Below are 14,208 nucleotides of genomic sequence, written 5' to 3'. Positions count from 1 at the left end.
GTCCACCGGCCGCGGACCTCACCACCAGGGCCGAATGTCATCTTCAACTCGGCTGCGATCTCAGTAACATGAGGGGTATTCAGCTGCCCGCCCTCCTCTGCGGTAAGGGAACTCATGTCCTCCTTCTTCACCGACCTGGCCCTTCAGTACATCGACGGCGAGTGGAGGCCGGGGAAGGGGTCCTGGGACATCATCGACTTCAACCCGTACAACGGGGAGAAGCTCGCCTCGATCACCGTCGCCACCACCGGCGAGGTGGACCAGGCCTACCGGGCGGCCGAGCGGGCCCAGGCGGAATGGGCCGAGACCAACGCCTACGCGCGCCGGGCCGTGATGGAGAAGGCGCTGCGCGTCGTCGAGGAGCGCGAGGCCGAGATCACCGAGGCGATCGTCGCGGAGCTCGGCGGGACCCATGTGAAGGCCGGATTCGAACTGCACCTGGCCAAGGAGTTCCTCCGCGAGTCCGTCCAGCTCGCGCTGCGCCCCGCCGGGCAGATCCTCCCCTCGCCGGTCGAGGGCAAGGAGAACCGCCTCTACCGGGTGCCGGTGGGGGTCATCGGGGTGATCAGCCCCTTCAACTTCCCCTTCCTGCTGTCGCTCAAGTCGGTGGCGCCCGCCCTCGCGCTCGGTAACGCCGTGGTCCTCAAGCCCCACCAGAACACCCCGGTCTGCGGCGGCACCCTGCTGGCCAAGGTGTTCGAGGAGGCCGGTCTCCCGGCCGGCCTGCTGAACGTCGTGGTCACCGACATCGCGGAGATCGGGGACGCCCTGCTGGAGCACCCCGTCCCGCAGCTCATCTCCTTCACCGGCTCGGACAAGGTCGGGCGTCACGTCGCCACGGTCTGCGCGGCCCAGCTCAAGCGCACCGTGCTCGAACTCGGCGGCAACAGCGCCCTGATCGTCCTGGACGACGCGGACCTCGACTACGCCGTCGACGCCGCCGTCTTCAGCCGGTACGTGCACCAGGGCCAGGTCTGCATGGCCGCCAACCGCATCCTCGTCGACCGCGCGGTCGAGAAGGAGTTCACCGAGAAGTTCGTCGCCAAGGTCGCCTCCCTGCGCGTCGGCGACCCCGCTGATCCGGCCACCCACATCGGCCCCCTGATCAACTCCTCGCAGGCCGACGCGGTCTCCCGGATCGTCGAGCGGACCGTGGAGGAGGGCGCCACCGCCCTGCTGCACGGCCGGGCCGACGGCAACCTGGTGAGCCCCTCGGTGCTCACCGGCATCCCGGCCGGTTCCCCCGTCCTGCACGAGGAGATCTTCGGCCCCGTGGCCCTGCTGGTGCCCTTCGACGGCGAGGACGAGGCCGTCAGGATCGCCAACGACACCCCCTACGGCCTCAGCGGCGCCGTGCACACCGGCAGCGTCGAACGCGGTGTCCGGGTGGGGCAGCGCATCCACACCGGCATGATCCACATCAACGACGGCACCGTCCACGACGAGCCCCTCGTCCCCTTCGGCGGCGAGAAGAGCTCGGGCCTGGGCCGCCTCAACGGCGAGGCCACCATCGAGGCCTTCACCACCCAGAAGTGGATCTCGGTGCAGCACGGCCGTTCGCAGTTCCCCTTCTGACCTGGCCGGACCGTGCCACGGCACGTCCGGGCTCCCGTGGTCTACTTCGGGGGCGGCCCGCGCCGCCCCCGAGTCCGTCCGCAGAGAAGTGAACCGCCCGACGTGCGCCTGAACGACCTCGACGAACGCATCGTCCACGCCCTCGCCGAAGACGCCCGGCGCTCCTACGCCGACATCGGCGCGCGTATCGGCCTGTCCGCGCCCGCCGTGAAACGCCGGGTGGACCGGCTGCGCGCCGAAGGCGCCATCACCGGCTTCACCGTCCGGGTGGACCCCGCCGCCCTCGGCTGGCACACCGAGGGCTTCATCGAGATCTACTGCAGCCGCAACACCGCCCCCGAGGCGATCAAGCGGGGCCTGGCCCGCTTCCCGGAGGTCGCGTCCGCCTCCACCGTGACCGGGGAGGCCGACGCGGTGGTCCAGGTCTTCGCCGCGGACATGCGCCACTTCGAGCAGGTACTTGAACGGATCGCGGGCGAGCCGTACATCGAACGGACCAAGTCCGTCCTCGTCCTGTCACCGTTGCTGCGCCGCTACTCCCAGGGACCGCCCGCCTGAGGCGGCCGCCCCGCGCGCTCGGCCTCGGCCTCGGCCCGCAGCTTCTCCGCCCGCTCGACCGGGTCGTGGTCCGGGGCGGGCCGCCGCCCGCCTGACCACCGTCTGACCTGCGAAGACGCCCGTGTGCAACGAATCGCCGCTTTTCCGGCTCCGCGCGCAACGAATCGACGGTGGACACGCAACATCCGCGTCTTGTCCGGCCCGATCACGGCCCCGTACCGTCGATGTGTCCCCCTGCCCCGCCCGCACCGTCCGAGGTCAGCCATGCCGCCGCTGCGTACCGCCCTGCTCCAGAGCTCCGGACGTCCCGGCGCGGTGGACCACAACCTCGCCCTGCTCGACGAGGCGGCCGGACGGGCCTCCGCGGCCGGGGCCCGGCTGCTCGTCTGCGCCGAACTGTTCCTGACCGGGTACGCCGTGGGCGACGCCCTTCCCGAGCTGGCCGAACCCGCCGACGGCCCTTCGGCGCGGGCCGTCTCCGAGATCTGCGCACGGCACGGCATGGCCGTCCTCTACGGCTACCCGGAACGCTCCGGCGAGCTCGTCTTCAACGCCTCACGCCTCGTCGGCCCGGACGGGACGGCGCTCGCGGACTACCGCAAGACCCACCTCTACGGCCCCTTCGAACAGCGGTGGTTCACCCCCGGCGACCGTCCGGTGGTGCAGGCCGAACTGGACGGCGTCCGGATCGGGTTGCTGATCTGCTACGACGTCGAGTTCCCCGAGAACGTCCGGGCGCACGCGCTCGCCGGGACCGGGCTGCTGCTGGTGCCGACCGCGCTGATGCATCCCTTCCCGTTCGTGGCCGAGTCGGTCGTGCCGGTCCGCGCCTTCGAGAACCAGATGTACATCGCCTATGTGAACAGGGCAGGGGTGGAAGGCGAGTTCGAGTTCACCGGGCTGAGCTGTCTGGCCGGTCCCGACGGCACCGCCCGAGCCCGCGCCGGACGCGGCGAGGAACTCCTCGTCGGCGACGTGGACCCCGCCCTCCTCGACGCCTCACGCGCGGCCAACCCGTACCTCCGGGACCGCAGGCCCGCGCTGTACGGCTCCCTCCTCTGAACCACCGCCGAACCCACGCCTCACGCGCTTCACGCCAAGGAGTCCGTACCCCATGACGTCCACGGTGCCCAACGCCGTCCAGCACACCGACGCCCAGCCGCCGATCACGATGTTCGGGCCGGACTTCCCGTACGCCTACGACGACTTCCTCGCCCACCCCGCGGGCGTCGGCCAGATCCCCGCCACCGAGCACGGGGCGGAGGTCGCGGTCATCGGCGGCGGGCTGTCGGGGATCATCACCGCCTACGAGCTGATGAAGATGGGCCTGAAACCGGTCGTCCACGAGGCCGACCGCATCGGCGGCCGGCTGCGTACCGAGGGCTTCGAGGGCTGCGACCCCTCGCTGACCGCCGAGATGGGCGCCATGCGCTTCCCGCCCTCCTCGACCGCGCTCCAGCACTACATCGACCTGGTGGGGCTGGAGACCAGGCCGTTCCCCAACCCGCTGTCCCCGGCCACCCCCTCCACCGTGGTGGACCTCAAGGGCGAGTCGCACTACGCGCGCACCATCGACGACCTGCCCCAGGTCTACCGCGACGTGGCCGCCGCCTGGAGCGCCTGCCTGGAGGAGGGCGCCGACTTCTCCGACATGAACCGGGCGATGCGTGAGCGCGACGTCCCGCGCATCCGGGAGATCTGGGCGAAGCTCGTCGAGAAGCTCGACAACCAGACCTTCTACGGCTTCCTCTGCGACTCAGAGGCGTTCTCGTCCTTCCGGCACCGTGAGATCTTCGGCCAGGTCGGCTTCGGCACCGGCGGCTGGGACACCGACTTCCCCAACTCCATCCTGGAGATCCTGCGGGTCGTCTACACCGAGGCCGACGACCACCACCGCGGGATCGTCGGCGGCAGCCAGCAGCTGCCGCTGCGGCTGTGGGACCGCGAACCGGCGAAGATCACGCACTGGCCGCTCGGCACGTCGCTGTCCTCCCTGCACGGCGGGGCGCCCCGGCCCGCGGTGACCCGCCTCGACCGCACCGCCGGGAACCGGATCACGGTCACCGACGCCGGCGGCGACATCCGCAGCTACCGCGCCGTGGTCTTCACCGGGCAGTCCTGGCTGCTGCTCTCCAAGATCGCCTGCGACGACGCGCTCTTCCCGATCGACCACTGGACGGCGGTGGAGCGCACCCACTACATGGAGTCCTCCAAGCTGTTCGTGCCCGTCGACCGGCCGTTCTGGCTGGACGGGGCCGTCGATGCCCAGGGTGTTCCGACCGGCCGCGACACCATGTCCATGACGCTCACCGACCGGATGACCCGGGGCACCTACCTCCTGGACGACGGCCCGGACCGGCCCGCCGTCATCTGTCTCTCGTACACCTGGTGCGACGACAGCCTGAAGTGGCTGCCGCTCTCGCCGAACGAGCGCATGGAGGTCATGCTGAAGTCGCTGGGGGAGATCTATCCGGGGGTGGACATCCGCTCGCACGTCATCGGCAATCCGGTCACGGTGTCCTGGGAGAACGAGCCGTACTTCATGGGCGCGTTCAAGGCCAACCTGCCGGGCCACTACCGCTACCAGCGGCGGCTGTTCACGCACTTCATGCAGGACCGGCTGCCCGCCGACAAGCGCGGACTGTTCCTGGCCGGCGACGACATCTCGTGGACCGCGGGCTGGGCGGAGGGCGCGGTGCAGACCGCGCTCAACGCCGTGTGGGGTGTGATGCACCAGTTCGGCGGGAGCACGGACCCGTCGAACCCCGGCCCCGGGGACGTCTTCGACGAGATCGCCCCGGTCGAGCTGCCGGAGGACTGAGGGCGGCGCGCGCGGGGGAGCGCGACGGCGGATACGAGGACCGGCGCGCGGGGGAGCGCGACGGCGGCGCGCGCGGCGGTGAAACGTATCAGCGGCACGGGGTGAGCAGGAAGCGCCCCACCAGGCCGACCCCCGCGTCCATCCGCGCCCGGAACTCCTCGGCCAGCGGCGGCACCGCGCGCAGCCGCCAGAGCACCCGGGAGGCGGCCCAGGCCGCCTCCCGGGCCCGTTCCAGGCTCCAGACGCCCGCCAGATGGGTCAACGGGTCCGCGAGCTCCAGCAGATCGGGCCCCGGCATCAGCTCCTCGCGGATCTCCTCCTCCAGCATCACCAGGAGATCCCCCACCCGCTCGAACTCGTCCTCCAGGTCCTCCGGGGCGCAGTCGAGCGCCCGGCAGGTGTCCACCACGGCCAGCGCCAGGTCGTGGCCGATGTGGGCGTTGATCCCGGCCAGCGCGAACTGCAGCGGGCGTACGCCGGGATGGCGCCGGTAGGCGAAGAGCGGGCGCCAGCAGTCCGGCGGCCGGCCGCCCGCGGTCTCCGTGTCCACCGCCCGCAGATAGTGCTCGGCGAAACGCGCGTCCAGCGTCGCGAGGGCGTCCGGCTCCCCGAAGGAGCCGTCCGCGATCCGCCCGCCGACGGCCTCGGTCACCGTGAGATACACCTGGTTGAACACCGCGACGCCGTCCCCCGGCGGCCACTGGGAGCCGTAGGCGCGCATGCGGTCGATCACCATGCCGACCTCGGCCACCGTGCCGCCCGCGACGGCGGGCGGGGCGAACTGCTGGATCCGGTTCATGCGGGCAGCGTCCCAGCACGCGGCCCGTCCCGACGCCGACCGGCCGGGACATTCATCGGATCGGGCGAACACCGGGCGCCGGAGGAGGGGCGGGCACGGCCCGGACCGCGGCGGCGCCGGAGGACCGGCCCGGGTCCAGGCCGACGAGCCCGAGATCCGCGAGACCCTCGCCCAGGACGGCGCCCGTGAGATCCGCGCCGGTGAAGTCCGTACGGAGCAGGTCGGCGTTGGACAGGTCCACGCCCACCAGTGACGCGCCGTGCAGACGGGTGTCCGCGAAACTCGTGCCGTTGACGACCGCGTGGTCCAGTCGGGCCCCGTGCAGAGCCGCCCCGTCCATGCTCGTGCCGCTGAGGTCCGCGCCCGCCAGATTCGCCCCGTGGAGCCACGCGCCGCTCAGGTCCGCCCCCGAGAGATCGGCGCCCGACAGGTCGGCGCCGGTGAGATCGGCACCGGTGAGGTCCGCGTCCACGAGGTCGGCCGTCGTCAGGCACACCCCGTCGAGGCGTGCCGCCCTGAGGTCGACGGCGCACAGGTCCGGCCGGACCGGGGGAGACAGGGCCGGACGCCGTGCGATGACGTCCAGGGCGGCCTGGACGTCCTGGCGCAGCCTGTGCCGTACCCACAGGCCCGGGTCGCCCGTGAACTCCGCGTCGTCCGGGGGCACGGTGGCGGCGCCCCGGACGAACGCGGAGAGGATCGCGATGACGGTCGGATGGTCGCGCCGCGAGTCGTGCATGTTGCGTTCGAGCGCGTAGATGCCGCCGAGGCGCTGCGTCAGGCTGTCCTCGTGGGCCAGCAGCTTGACGGCCTCGACGTACCGGTCGTTGATCTGGCCCTCGGCGGTCGCCTCGGCCTGCTCGGCGTCCCGTTTCCGGGTCTGCCGCAACGTCTGGTGGGTGTAGTACAGCCCGGCCGCGCCGAGGCCGCCGGCCCCGAGGGCGACGAGGGCCGTACGGACACCGGTGATCACCACGCCGTCCGCGGGCTGGAGGTCGTGCGTGCGCAGGTGGTCACCGTCGATCCACCAGGGGCCGCGCCAGAGGAGAAGGGCGTACCCGACGACGGCCAGGGTGAGAGCGGCGACGGACACGGCCCGCTTCAGCGAGGGGTTCATGCCGGGCATCATGTCCGCGCCGGGGCCCGGCCCGAGCCCCGTCCCGCGAAGACCAGAGCGGAATCTGAGGTTCGCGGAGGAGGAGTGGCGTCGGTGGTGCGCCGAGCCGGAGTGGCGTCGGTGGTGTACCGAAGGGTTCCGTCAGCCCTGTCCGCCGCTTCCCGGCTTCCGGTCGGCGGCCTCCTTCTCGTCGTACGCCGAGGTGCCGGAGTCCAGGAGCGGTTCCTGGGTCTTGAGGTGGGCCGGGGCGAAGGCCCGCAGCGTGTGGTAGCCGGTGATCACCACGAGGGTGCCCAGCGCGATCCCGCCGATCTCGAAGTTGTCGCTGATCTTCAGGCTGACCCCGCCGACCCCGATGATGATGCCCGCCGCGGCCGGGACGAGGTTGAGCGGGTTACGCAGGTCCACCTTGGCGTTCAGCCAGATCTGGGCGCCCAGCAGGCCGATCATGCCGTAGAGGATGACGGTGATGCCGCCGAGCACCCCGCCGGGGATCGCCGCGACGACGGCGCCGAACTTGGGGCAGAGCCCGAAGAGCAGAGCGAAGCAGGCCGCCGCCCAGTACGCGGCGGTGGAGTAGACCCGGGTCGCGGCCATTACCCCGATGTTCTCGGAGTACGTCGTGTTGGGCGGCCCGCCCACGGCCGTGGACAGCATCGACGCGGCGCCGTCGGCGGAGATGGCGGTGCCCAGCTTGTCGTCGAGGGAGTCGCCGGTCATCTCGCCGACGGCCTTGACGTGCCCGGCGTTCTCGGCGACGAGGGCGATCACGACGGGCAGGGCGACCAGGATCGCGGACCACTCGAAGGCCGGCGCGTGGAAGGAGGGCAGCCCGACCCAGTCGGCGTGCGCCACACCGGACAGGTCCAGGCGCCAGTGGTCCACGGCGTCCCCGCCGCCGGCCGGTGAGTGGATCTTCCCGAACACCAGGTCCAGCACCCAGGACAGGACGTAACCGAAGACGAGCCCGAGGAAGATCGCGATACGGGAGAAGAACCCGCGCAGGCAGACCACGGCCAGCCCGGTGAACAGCATCACCAGCAGCGCGGTCCACTGGTCCTGCGGCCAGTACGTCGAGGCGGTGACCGGTGCCAGGTTGAAACCGATCAGCATGACGACGGCGCCCGTCACCACGGGGGGCATCGCCGCGTGGATGATCCGCGCCCCGAACCGCTGCACCAGGAGTCCCACGAGGAACAGCGCCGCGCCCACCACCAGCACCGCGCCGGTGACGGTCGCGCTGGTGCCGCCGCTCGCCCGGATCGTGGCCGCGACCCCGACGAAGGAGAGCGAGCAGCCCAGATAGCTCGGCACCCGGCCGCGCGTCGCCAGCAGGAAGATGACGGTGGCGACACCGGACATCATGATGGCGAGGTTGGGGTCCAGGCCCATCAGGACGGGCGCCACGAAGGACGCGCCGAACATGGCCACCACGTGCTGGGCGCCCAGGCCGAACGTACGGGGCCAGGTCAGCCGTTCGTCGGGCCGCACCACCGCCCCGGGCGCGGGGGTCTTCCCGTCGCCGTGCAAGGTCCAGCGCACGCCGAGGCCGCCCATGGTCGCTCCCTGTGTGGTGTGTGCGGTGCGTCCGCCGTGCGGCACCCGCGGAAAAGATCAGCGCCATGTTAATGGGGTACGCCGTGCGGGCCGCGCCCGGGGGACGCACGGCTTCCCCGGGGGGACGCGCGGCTTCCGCCTCCGAGCGGGCGGGTCAGCTCCCGGTGGGGCTCTCGGCCGGCGCGGGGCCGGGCACCGCGCCCCCGGCCACCGTGCGGTCGCCCCCGCGCAGCACACCCGCGCCCACCACGAGCCCGAACGCCAGCACCGTCACCAGGCCGAACGACACCAGCAGCGAGGTCGCCTCGGCCAGCGAACCGATCGCCGAGGGGGCGATGAGCCCGGAGGTGTACGTGATGGTGGCGACGCCCGCGATGGCCCGGCTCGGGTTGTCCCCGCTGTGCCCCGCCGCGGCGAACGCCAGCGGGACGACGACCGCGACGCCCAGCCCGAGCAGCCCGAAGCCGCACAGCGCCAGGGCGGTGTTCGGCGCGAGGACCACCAGCAGACCTCCGGCGGTGGCCAGGACGCCGCTGCCCCGGACGGTCCGTACGGCGCCGAAGCGGTCGACCACCCGGTCGCCCGCGATCCGGGCGATGGCCATCGTCAGCGCGAACGCCGTGGTCGAGGCGGCGGCGAGCCCGGCGGAGCCGCCCATGACGTCCCTGAGGTAGACCGCGGACCAGTCCATGCTGGCGCCCTCGGCGAACACCGCGCAGAACCCGACCGCGCCGATGACCAGCGCGGACTTCGGCGGCAGGGTGAAGCGCGGCGGGGGCTCCTCGTCCGGCCGGCTGCGCAGGTCCAGGACGCCCCGGCAGGCGGCCAGGCCGAGGGCCGTCAGGACCAGCGCGACCACGGTGTGGTGCAGCCGCGCGTCGGTGTCCAGGTGCGCGGCGACCGTGCCTCCCACCGAGCCCAGCAGCGCCCCCACGCTCCACATGCCGTGCAGCCCGGACATGATCGACTTGCCGAGGCGGTCCTCCACGTCGACGCCCAGGGCGTTCATCGCCACGTCCGACATCCCGGCGGACGCCCCGTAGACGAAGAGCGCGGCGCAGAGCGTCGGCAGGTTCGGCGAGAGGGCCGGCAGGATCAGCGACAGCGTCCACAGGGCCAGCAGCCCGCGCAGCGCGGTGCGGGAGCCGAAACGGTGGCTGACCCGGCCCGCCAGCGGCATGGCCAGCGAGGCGCCGATCGCCGGGAAGGCCAGGGCCAGGCCCAGCTGTCCGGCGCTGACCGAGGTGTGGTCCTGGATCCAGGGCACCCGGGTGGCGAAGCTGCCGGTCACCGCCCCGTGCACGGTGAAGACCGCCGCGACCGCGTACCGCGCCCGTCTGATCTGCTCCGTGCCGAAGACCGTGACCGTGGGAACCGTCGTCATGCGCCGTGCCCTCCCCTGAGCGTGTGTCGTGCGTCGGGGTGTCCGGCGCCTGCGTGCGGTGCGGGCAGTAAACTATCAGGAACCCTGCCTGATAAATAGCCCGCAGCATCAGGGCGGGCAGTGATCTGGAAGGATCCCGGCATGCCCGCATCCCCGAGCACCGCACGGGCCATCAACGACCGGCTCGCCCTGCGACTGCTCCAGCAGGACGGCCCGCTGACGGCCAGCCAGCTGAAGACCTCGACCGGACTGTCCCGGCCCACCGTCGCCGACCTGGTGGAGCGGCTCCAGCGAGCGGGCCTGGTCCGGGTGGTGGGGGAGAGTGACTCGCGGCGGCGCGGCCCCAACGCCCGGCTCTACGGGATCGCCGCCGACCGGGCCCATCTGGCGGCTCTGGACGTACGGACCGACAGCGTCGCCGTGGTGATCGCGGACCTGCTCGGCGCCACGCTGGCGGAGGCCACGCTGCCGATCGACGGCGACACCCCCGACCGGCCCGCCGTCCAGCAGGCCGTCGCGGCCGTCGAACGGACCGCCCGCTCGGCCGGTCCCGCCCCGCTGCACAGCGTCGCCATCGGCGCCCCGGGCCTGATCGACCCCGCCTCGGGGGAACTCCGGGACACCGCCGGACTCCCGTCCTGGCACCGGGGCCTGGTCAAGGAGCTCCAGCGGCGGCTGCCGGCGACCGTGGTCGTGGAGAACGAGACCAATCTGGCCGCCGTGGCGGAGCACCGCACCGGGGCCGCCCTCGACCGCGACACCTTCGCCCTGCTCTGGCTCGGCCACGGCATCGGTGCCGCCGTCATGCTGGACGGCGCCCTGCGGCGCGGCGCCTCGGGCGGGGCGGGGGAGATCGGCTTCCTGCCGGTCCCCGGCACGACGAGGGTGCCCTCGGCCGCCGACTGCGAGGGCGGGTTCCACTCACTGGCGGGCTCGGCCGCCGTACTCGACCTGGCCGCCGCCCACGGCATCGAGGCGCGCGACCCGGCCGGTACGGGCCAGGCGCGGGAGCCGGGCGCCGCGTCCGCGGTCCGGGCCGCGCTGGCCGACCGGGGTCCCCGGGGCGAGGCGTTCCTGTCGGACCTGGCCGGCCGTATCGCGCTGGGCGCCGCGTCCGTCGTCGCCGTGCTCGACCCGGGCTGTGTGGTCCTGGCCGGCGAGGTCGGCCGGGCCGGCGGCGCCGTGCTGGCCGCCCGGGTCGAGGAACGGCTCGCCCTGATGTCCCCGTTGCCCACCGAGGTACGGGCCGGCGCCCTGGGCGGCGGCGCGGTCTTGCGCGGCGCGGTCCTGGCCGCCCGGGAGGCCGCCCAGGACGCGCTGTTCGCCCCGGGGGACGGCGCCTGATCCAGGCCCCGGAACGCGCCCGCGCCCCCGTGGACCGGTCCGGGCGGTGCGCTCGCGCGGACCGGTCCGGACGGCGAGGAGCCCGGGGTGGGCGGCGGTGTGCCGGCCCACCCCGGGCCCCGGGGATTCGCGAGGGGGTCAGCAGGTCCCGAGGTCCTCCCAGACGCCCCACTCACCGGTGGAACCGGGCGTCTCGCCCTTCGTCCACCACTTCGCCTTCCACGTGTGGGAACCGTGGCTCACCGTCGTGCCCGTCCCGTACTCCGCCGTGGCGCTCCAGGCGTCCGCCGCGCAGTCACCGCCGCTGCCGCCCGGCTCCGTGCCGGGCGAGGGGCCGGTGCCGGTGCCCGGCTGGACCAGGGTGGTGCCGCGCGCGAGGTCCCCGGCCAGGGCGTAGGTGGACCCGTCGAAGGTCACCGTCCAGTTGGACGGGGTGGACGTCGGCAGGTAGTAGACGAAGTCCAGCTGGACGGAGGCGCCCGGCGCCAGCGTCTGCCAGGCGGGCAGCTTCAGCGAGACGCGGTTGTAGTCGCCCTTCAGCCCGCCGATGTTGTTCGCGGCGGTGTGGTCGCTGCGCACGATCTTCGTACCGAAGCCCGACTGGTCCTTGGCGTTGGCCGGGGCGGACGTGGCGTAGTCGAACTGGAACTCCGTGCCGCCCGGCAGGGTCGCCGTCGTGTTGTTCGTGATCTTCAGCTTCGGGCCGATCGGGTAGTTCGAGTCACCCAGCGGGAACTGCTCGAACGCCACGTCGATGTCGAGGGCCTCGGACGGCAGGTCGATCGTGGAGCGGGTCGCGCCGTACGGGGTGGCCGACCTGAACTTCTCGTACATCGCGGAGGTCAGCGTGGAGCCCTGCTCGTACTGGCCCTTGGCCGCGTTCCAGTCGTAGTCGCCCGCCAGCTCCCAGATCATCGTGCCGCCGATGCCCCGGTCGACGACGTAGTCCGCCTTCGCGGCCACCGACTGCTCGTCCTCGGTCGACAGGAAGACCTTCTTCTGGGCGTTCCACAGCCAGGGCGCGACCAGCGTCGAGTCGTAGTTGCGGACATAGGTGCCGGTCAGGGTGGTGTCGGCCGGGAAGCCGTACTGGGTGACGTAGTCGCCGACGACGCCCTTCTCCAGGTTCTTCGCGTGCCACATGGGGTTGGAGCCCGCCGGGGACTCCTTGCCGTTGTCGTCCAGGTCGTGCCAGAGGTTGTCGATGCCGACGGCGCCGTCACCGCACGCGGTCAGGCCCGCGCCCGCCGGGCAGTCGGTGGTGGCGGCCTTGCCCCACAGCCCGTTCGTGCCGCCTTGCACGTTCTTGAAGCCGCGGGAGTAGTACGGCAGCCCGATGTTGATCCGGCCGGCCGGCATGGAGCCCCGGAAGTAGTGGTAGGCCCAGTCGGTGTTGAGGTAGCCGGTGCCGCCGTACTGGGAGGTGGAGTAGACGCCGGCCTGCGCCAGTTCGGCGTCCTTGCCGTCGTCGAAGAGCGAGGCGTTGGGGCCGACGTACTCGTTCCAGGCGCCGTGCAGGTCGTACGACATGATGTTGACGTAGTCCAGGTACTTCTGGACCTGGAAGGTCTCCATGCCGCGCAGCAGATAGCCGGAGGAGGGCGCCGCGACGGTCAGCAGGCGGTGGGTGCCGTCCTCGGCGGAGGCCCGGTCGAGCTTCTCGCGCAGCGTCTTCATCAGGGCGCTGTAGCCCTTGACGAGACCGGCCCGGCGGGCGTTGGCCAGGGTGTGGTCGAGCGGGTTGCCCGCGTCCTTCATCGTCGTCGGGTACTCGTAGTCGATGTCCACGCCGTCGAAGCCGTACTTCTTGAGGAAGGCGACCGTGGAGTCGGCGAAGGTGTCGATGCCGCGCTGGTTGACCGAGCCGTCGGCGTTGGTGGCCATCGTGTAGAAGCCGCCGGAGTCCACCCGGTCGCCGTTGTCGTCGAAGTAGCCGCCCGTCTCGGCCCAACCGCCCACCGAGACCAGGGTCTTCACGTTCGGGTGCTGCTTCTTGAACTTGTTGAGCAGGTTGAAATGGCCCTGGTAGGGGAGGGCGGGGTCCATCTCGGCGCCCGCCACGCCCGGCCAGGTCATCCCGGTCGAGGCGTTCTCGGGGCCGTCGGCGCCCACGGAGAGCTTGTTGTCACCGTCGACGTGCGCGAAGGCGTAATTCAGATGGGTGACCTTGTCCCAGGGGATGTCCGAGGCGAGGTAGGTGTCCTTGCCGTCCTTGCCGGTACGCCAGTTGGTGAAGTACCCGATGACACGCCGCTGGTGGTCGGCGCCCATCTTTTCGCGGCCTTCGCTGTCGTAGACGGAGCAGTAGGGGACGTCGACGCCCGGGGTCCGGTAGAGCCCGTCGGGGCGACAGGACTCCTGGTCGGCGGCGGCGGCCGACGGGGCGGCGGTCAGCGAGCCCAGCAGCAGACCGGCGGCGGCCGCGCCGGCCGCGAGCAGGGTGGCTCTCGCGCGGGTGGGGGACAGCATGTGTTGTTCCTCCTGGGGAGGTCGGCTGAACACAACTGGCGGGGGAGGGAGTTGCAAGGGGATCCGGGTGTGTGCACACCCTGGTCGAGCTTCCTCGGAGGTGACGCAGAGATTAAGAGGACTAGACCAGTAAGGTCAATAGGTCTGGACCATTCGCGCCCGGGATGCGCGGGCCGGGCCGCTCCGTGCCCCGTCGCCCCGTCGTCGTCCGGCGCCCTTCCATGAGCCCGCGCCCGGTGACGGAGTCCACGCACTCTGTGAGCGTTCCCACAAGTGGCCCCCGTCCGGCCCGGAGCCGACCGTGGCACAATGAGTTCTGTACCAGCAGCAGCGCACTCCGGGGTCGGTGCAATTCCGAACCGGCGGTTACAGTCCGCGACCCGTCCGCATCCAGCGGCCGGTTGACCAGGTGAGATTCCTGGACCGACGGTTAAAGTCCGGATGGGAGGCAGTGCGCGGCGGGCCGTCACAGGTACGCCGCCGTCGGCGGACGGGCATGCCCGGGTTCTCCCGGCACAGCCCTGTCCTGGCCGCCGGTCCGGGCGTTCCCTGTCGCGTTCCGCTTCTTCTGCCGTCCTCGGCAG

Annotated in this window: 10 protein-coding genes and 1 riboswitch; of the genes, 5 read left to right on the top strand and 5 right to left on the bottom strand. The window is 72.0% G+C overall.

Annotation, left to right across the window (positions count from 1 at the left end):
• Positions 1-114 precede the first annotated feature (114 nt).
• From B9S64_RS03850 to B9S64_RS03830, 4 genes are all read left to right on the top strand, one after another.
• On the top strand, positions 115-1,575 hold the full coding sequence (locus tag B9S64_RS03850; protein ID WP_103489762.1) for an aldehyde dehydrogenase family protein: 1,461 nt from the start codon (positions 115-117) through the stop codon (positions 1,573-1,575).
• A gap of 102 nt (positions 1,576-1,677) precedes the next feature.
• A complete protein-coding gene (locus B9S64_RS03845; protein WP_103489763.1) occupies positions 1,678-2,133 on the top strand; it encodes an Lrp/AsnC family transcriptional regulator in 456 nt (151 codons plus the stop codon).
• 264 nt (positions 2,134-2,397) lie between these two features.
• Positions 2,398-3,195, top strand: coding sequence for a carbon-nitrogen hydrolase family protein (locus B9S64_RS03835; protein WP_103489765.1), 798 nt, complete (start codon positions 2,398-2,400; stop codon positions 3,193-3,195).
• Positions 3,196-3,247: 52 nt separating this feature from the next.
• Positions 3,248-4,954 carry an NAD(P)/FAD-dependent oxidoreductase gene (locus B9S64_RS03830; protein WP_103489766.1) on the top strand — a complete coding sequence of 569 codons (1,707 nt, stop codon included), beginning with the start codon at positions 3,248-3,250 and terminating at the stop codon, positions 4,952-4,954.
• Between the two features lie 88 nt (positions 4,955-5,042).
• Here the strand turns inward: B9S64_RS03830 and B9S64_RS03825 are convergent, their stop codons facing one another.
• The 4 genes from B9S64_RS03825 to B9S64_RS03810 all read right to left on the bottom strand — a co-directional run bounded on the left by B9S64_RS03825 (position 5,043) and on the right by B9S64_RS03810 (position 9,811).
• Complete coding sequence (locus tag B9S64_RS03825; RefSeq protein ID WP_181012185.1) at positions 5,043-5,753, bottom strand: DUF5995 family protein; 711 nt, start codon at positions 5,751-5,753, stop codon at positions 5,043-5,045.
• 52 nt (positions 5,754-5,805) lie between these two features.
• A complete protein-coding gene (locus tag B9S64_RS03820; protein ID WP_181012186.1) occupies positions 5,806-6,870 on the bottom strand; it encodes a pentapeptide repeat-containing protein in 1,065 nt (354 codons plus the stop codon).
• Between the two features lie 141 nt (positions 6,871-7,011).
• Positions 7,012-8,427: a uracil-xanthine permease family protein gene (locus tag B9S64_RS03815; protein WP_103489768.1), complete on the bottom strand. Its 1,416-nt coding sequence runs from the start codon at positions 8,425-8,427 to the stop codon at positions 7,012-7,014.
• A 154-nt stretch (positions 8,428-8,581) separates the two neighbouring features.
• On the bottom strand, positions 8,582-9,811 hold the full coding sequence (locus B9S64_RS03810; protein WP_103489769.1) for an MFS transporter: 1,230 nt from the start codon (positions 9,809-9,811) through the stop codon (positions 8,582-8,584).
• 141 nt (positions 9,812-9,952) lie between these two features.
• Between B9S64_RS03810 and B9S64_RS03805 the strand changes: the two genes are divergently transcribed.
• On the top strand, positions 9,953-11,155 hold the full coding sequence (locus B9S64_RS03805) for an ROK family transcriptional regulator (RefSeq protein ID WP_109491960.1): 1,203 nt from the start codon (positions 9,953-9,955) through the stop codon (positions 11,153-11,155).
• Between the two features lie 138 nt (positions 11,156-11,293).
• Here the strand turns inward: B9S64_RS03805 and B9S64_RS03800 are convergent, their stop codons facing one another.
• A complete protein-coding gene (locus B9S64_RS03800) occupies positions 11,294-13,624 on the bottom strand; it encodes a chitinase C-terminal domain-containing protein (protein ID WP_103488744.1) in 2,331 nt (776 codons plus the stop codon).
• A gap of 328 nt (positions 13,625-13,952) precedes the next feature.
• Positions 13,953-14,083, top strand: a riboswitch (FMN riboswitch).
• The last annotated feature ends 125 nt before the right edge of the window (positions 14,084-14,208 follow it).

Source organism: Streptomyces sp. SM18 (assembly GCF_002910775.2).
GTDB lineage: Bacteria > Actinomycetota > Actinomycetes > Streptomycetales > Streptomycetaceae > Streptomyces > Streptomyces halstedii.
This window is presented reverse-complemented; position numbering and strand designations above follow the sequence as displayed.

Coding starts and splice junctions, on each gene's coding strand:
- B9S64_RS03850 (WP_103489762.1), top strand. CDS start 115: ATGTCCTCCTTCTTCACCGACCTGGCCCTTCAGTACATCGACGGCGAG.
- B9S64_RS03835 (WP_103489765.1), top strand. CDS start 2,398: ATGCCGCCGCTGCGTACCGCCCTGCTCCAGAGCTCCGGACGTCCCGGC.
- B9S64_RS03830 (WP_103489766.1), top strand. CDS start 3,248: ATGACGTCCACGGTGCCCAACGCCGTCCAGCACACCGACGCCCAGCCG.
- B9S64_RS03825 (WP_181012185.1), bottom strand. CDS start 5,753: ATGAACCGGATCCAGCAGTTCGCCCCGCCCGCCGTCGCGGGCGGCACG.
- B9S64_RS03820 (WP_181012186.1), bottom strand. CDS start 6,870: ATGAACCCCTCGCTGAAGCGGGCCGTGTCCGTCGCCGCTCTCACCCTG.
- B9S64_RS03815 (WP_103489768.1), bottom strand. CDS start 8,427: ATGGGCGGCCTCGGCGTGCGCTGGACCTTGCACGGCGACGGGAAGACC.
- B9S64_RS03810 (WP_103489769.1), bottom strand. CDS start 9,811: ATGACGACGGTTCCCACGGTCACGGTCTTCGGCACGGAGCAGATCAGA.
- B9S64_RS03805 (WP_109491960.1), top strand. CDS start 9,953: ATGCCCGCATCCCCGAGCACCGCACGGGCCATCAACGACCGGCTCGCC.
- B9S64_RS03800 (WP_103488744.1), bottom strand. CDS start 13,624: ATGCTGTCCCCCACCCGCGCGAGAGCCACCCTGCTCGCGGCCGGCGCG.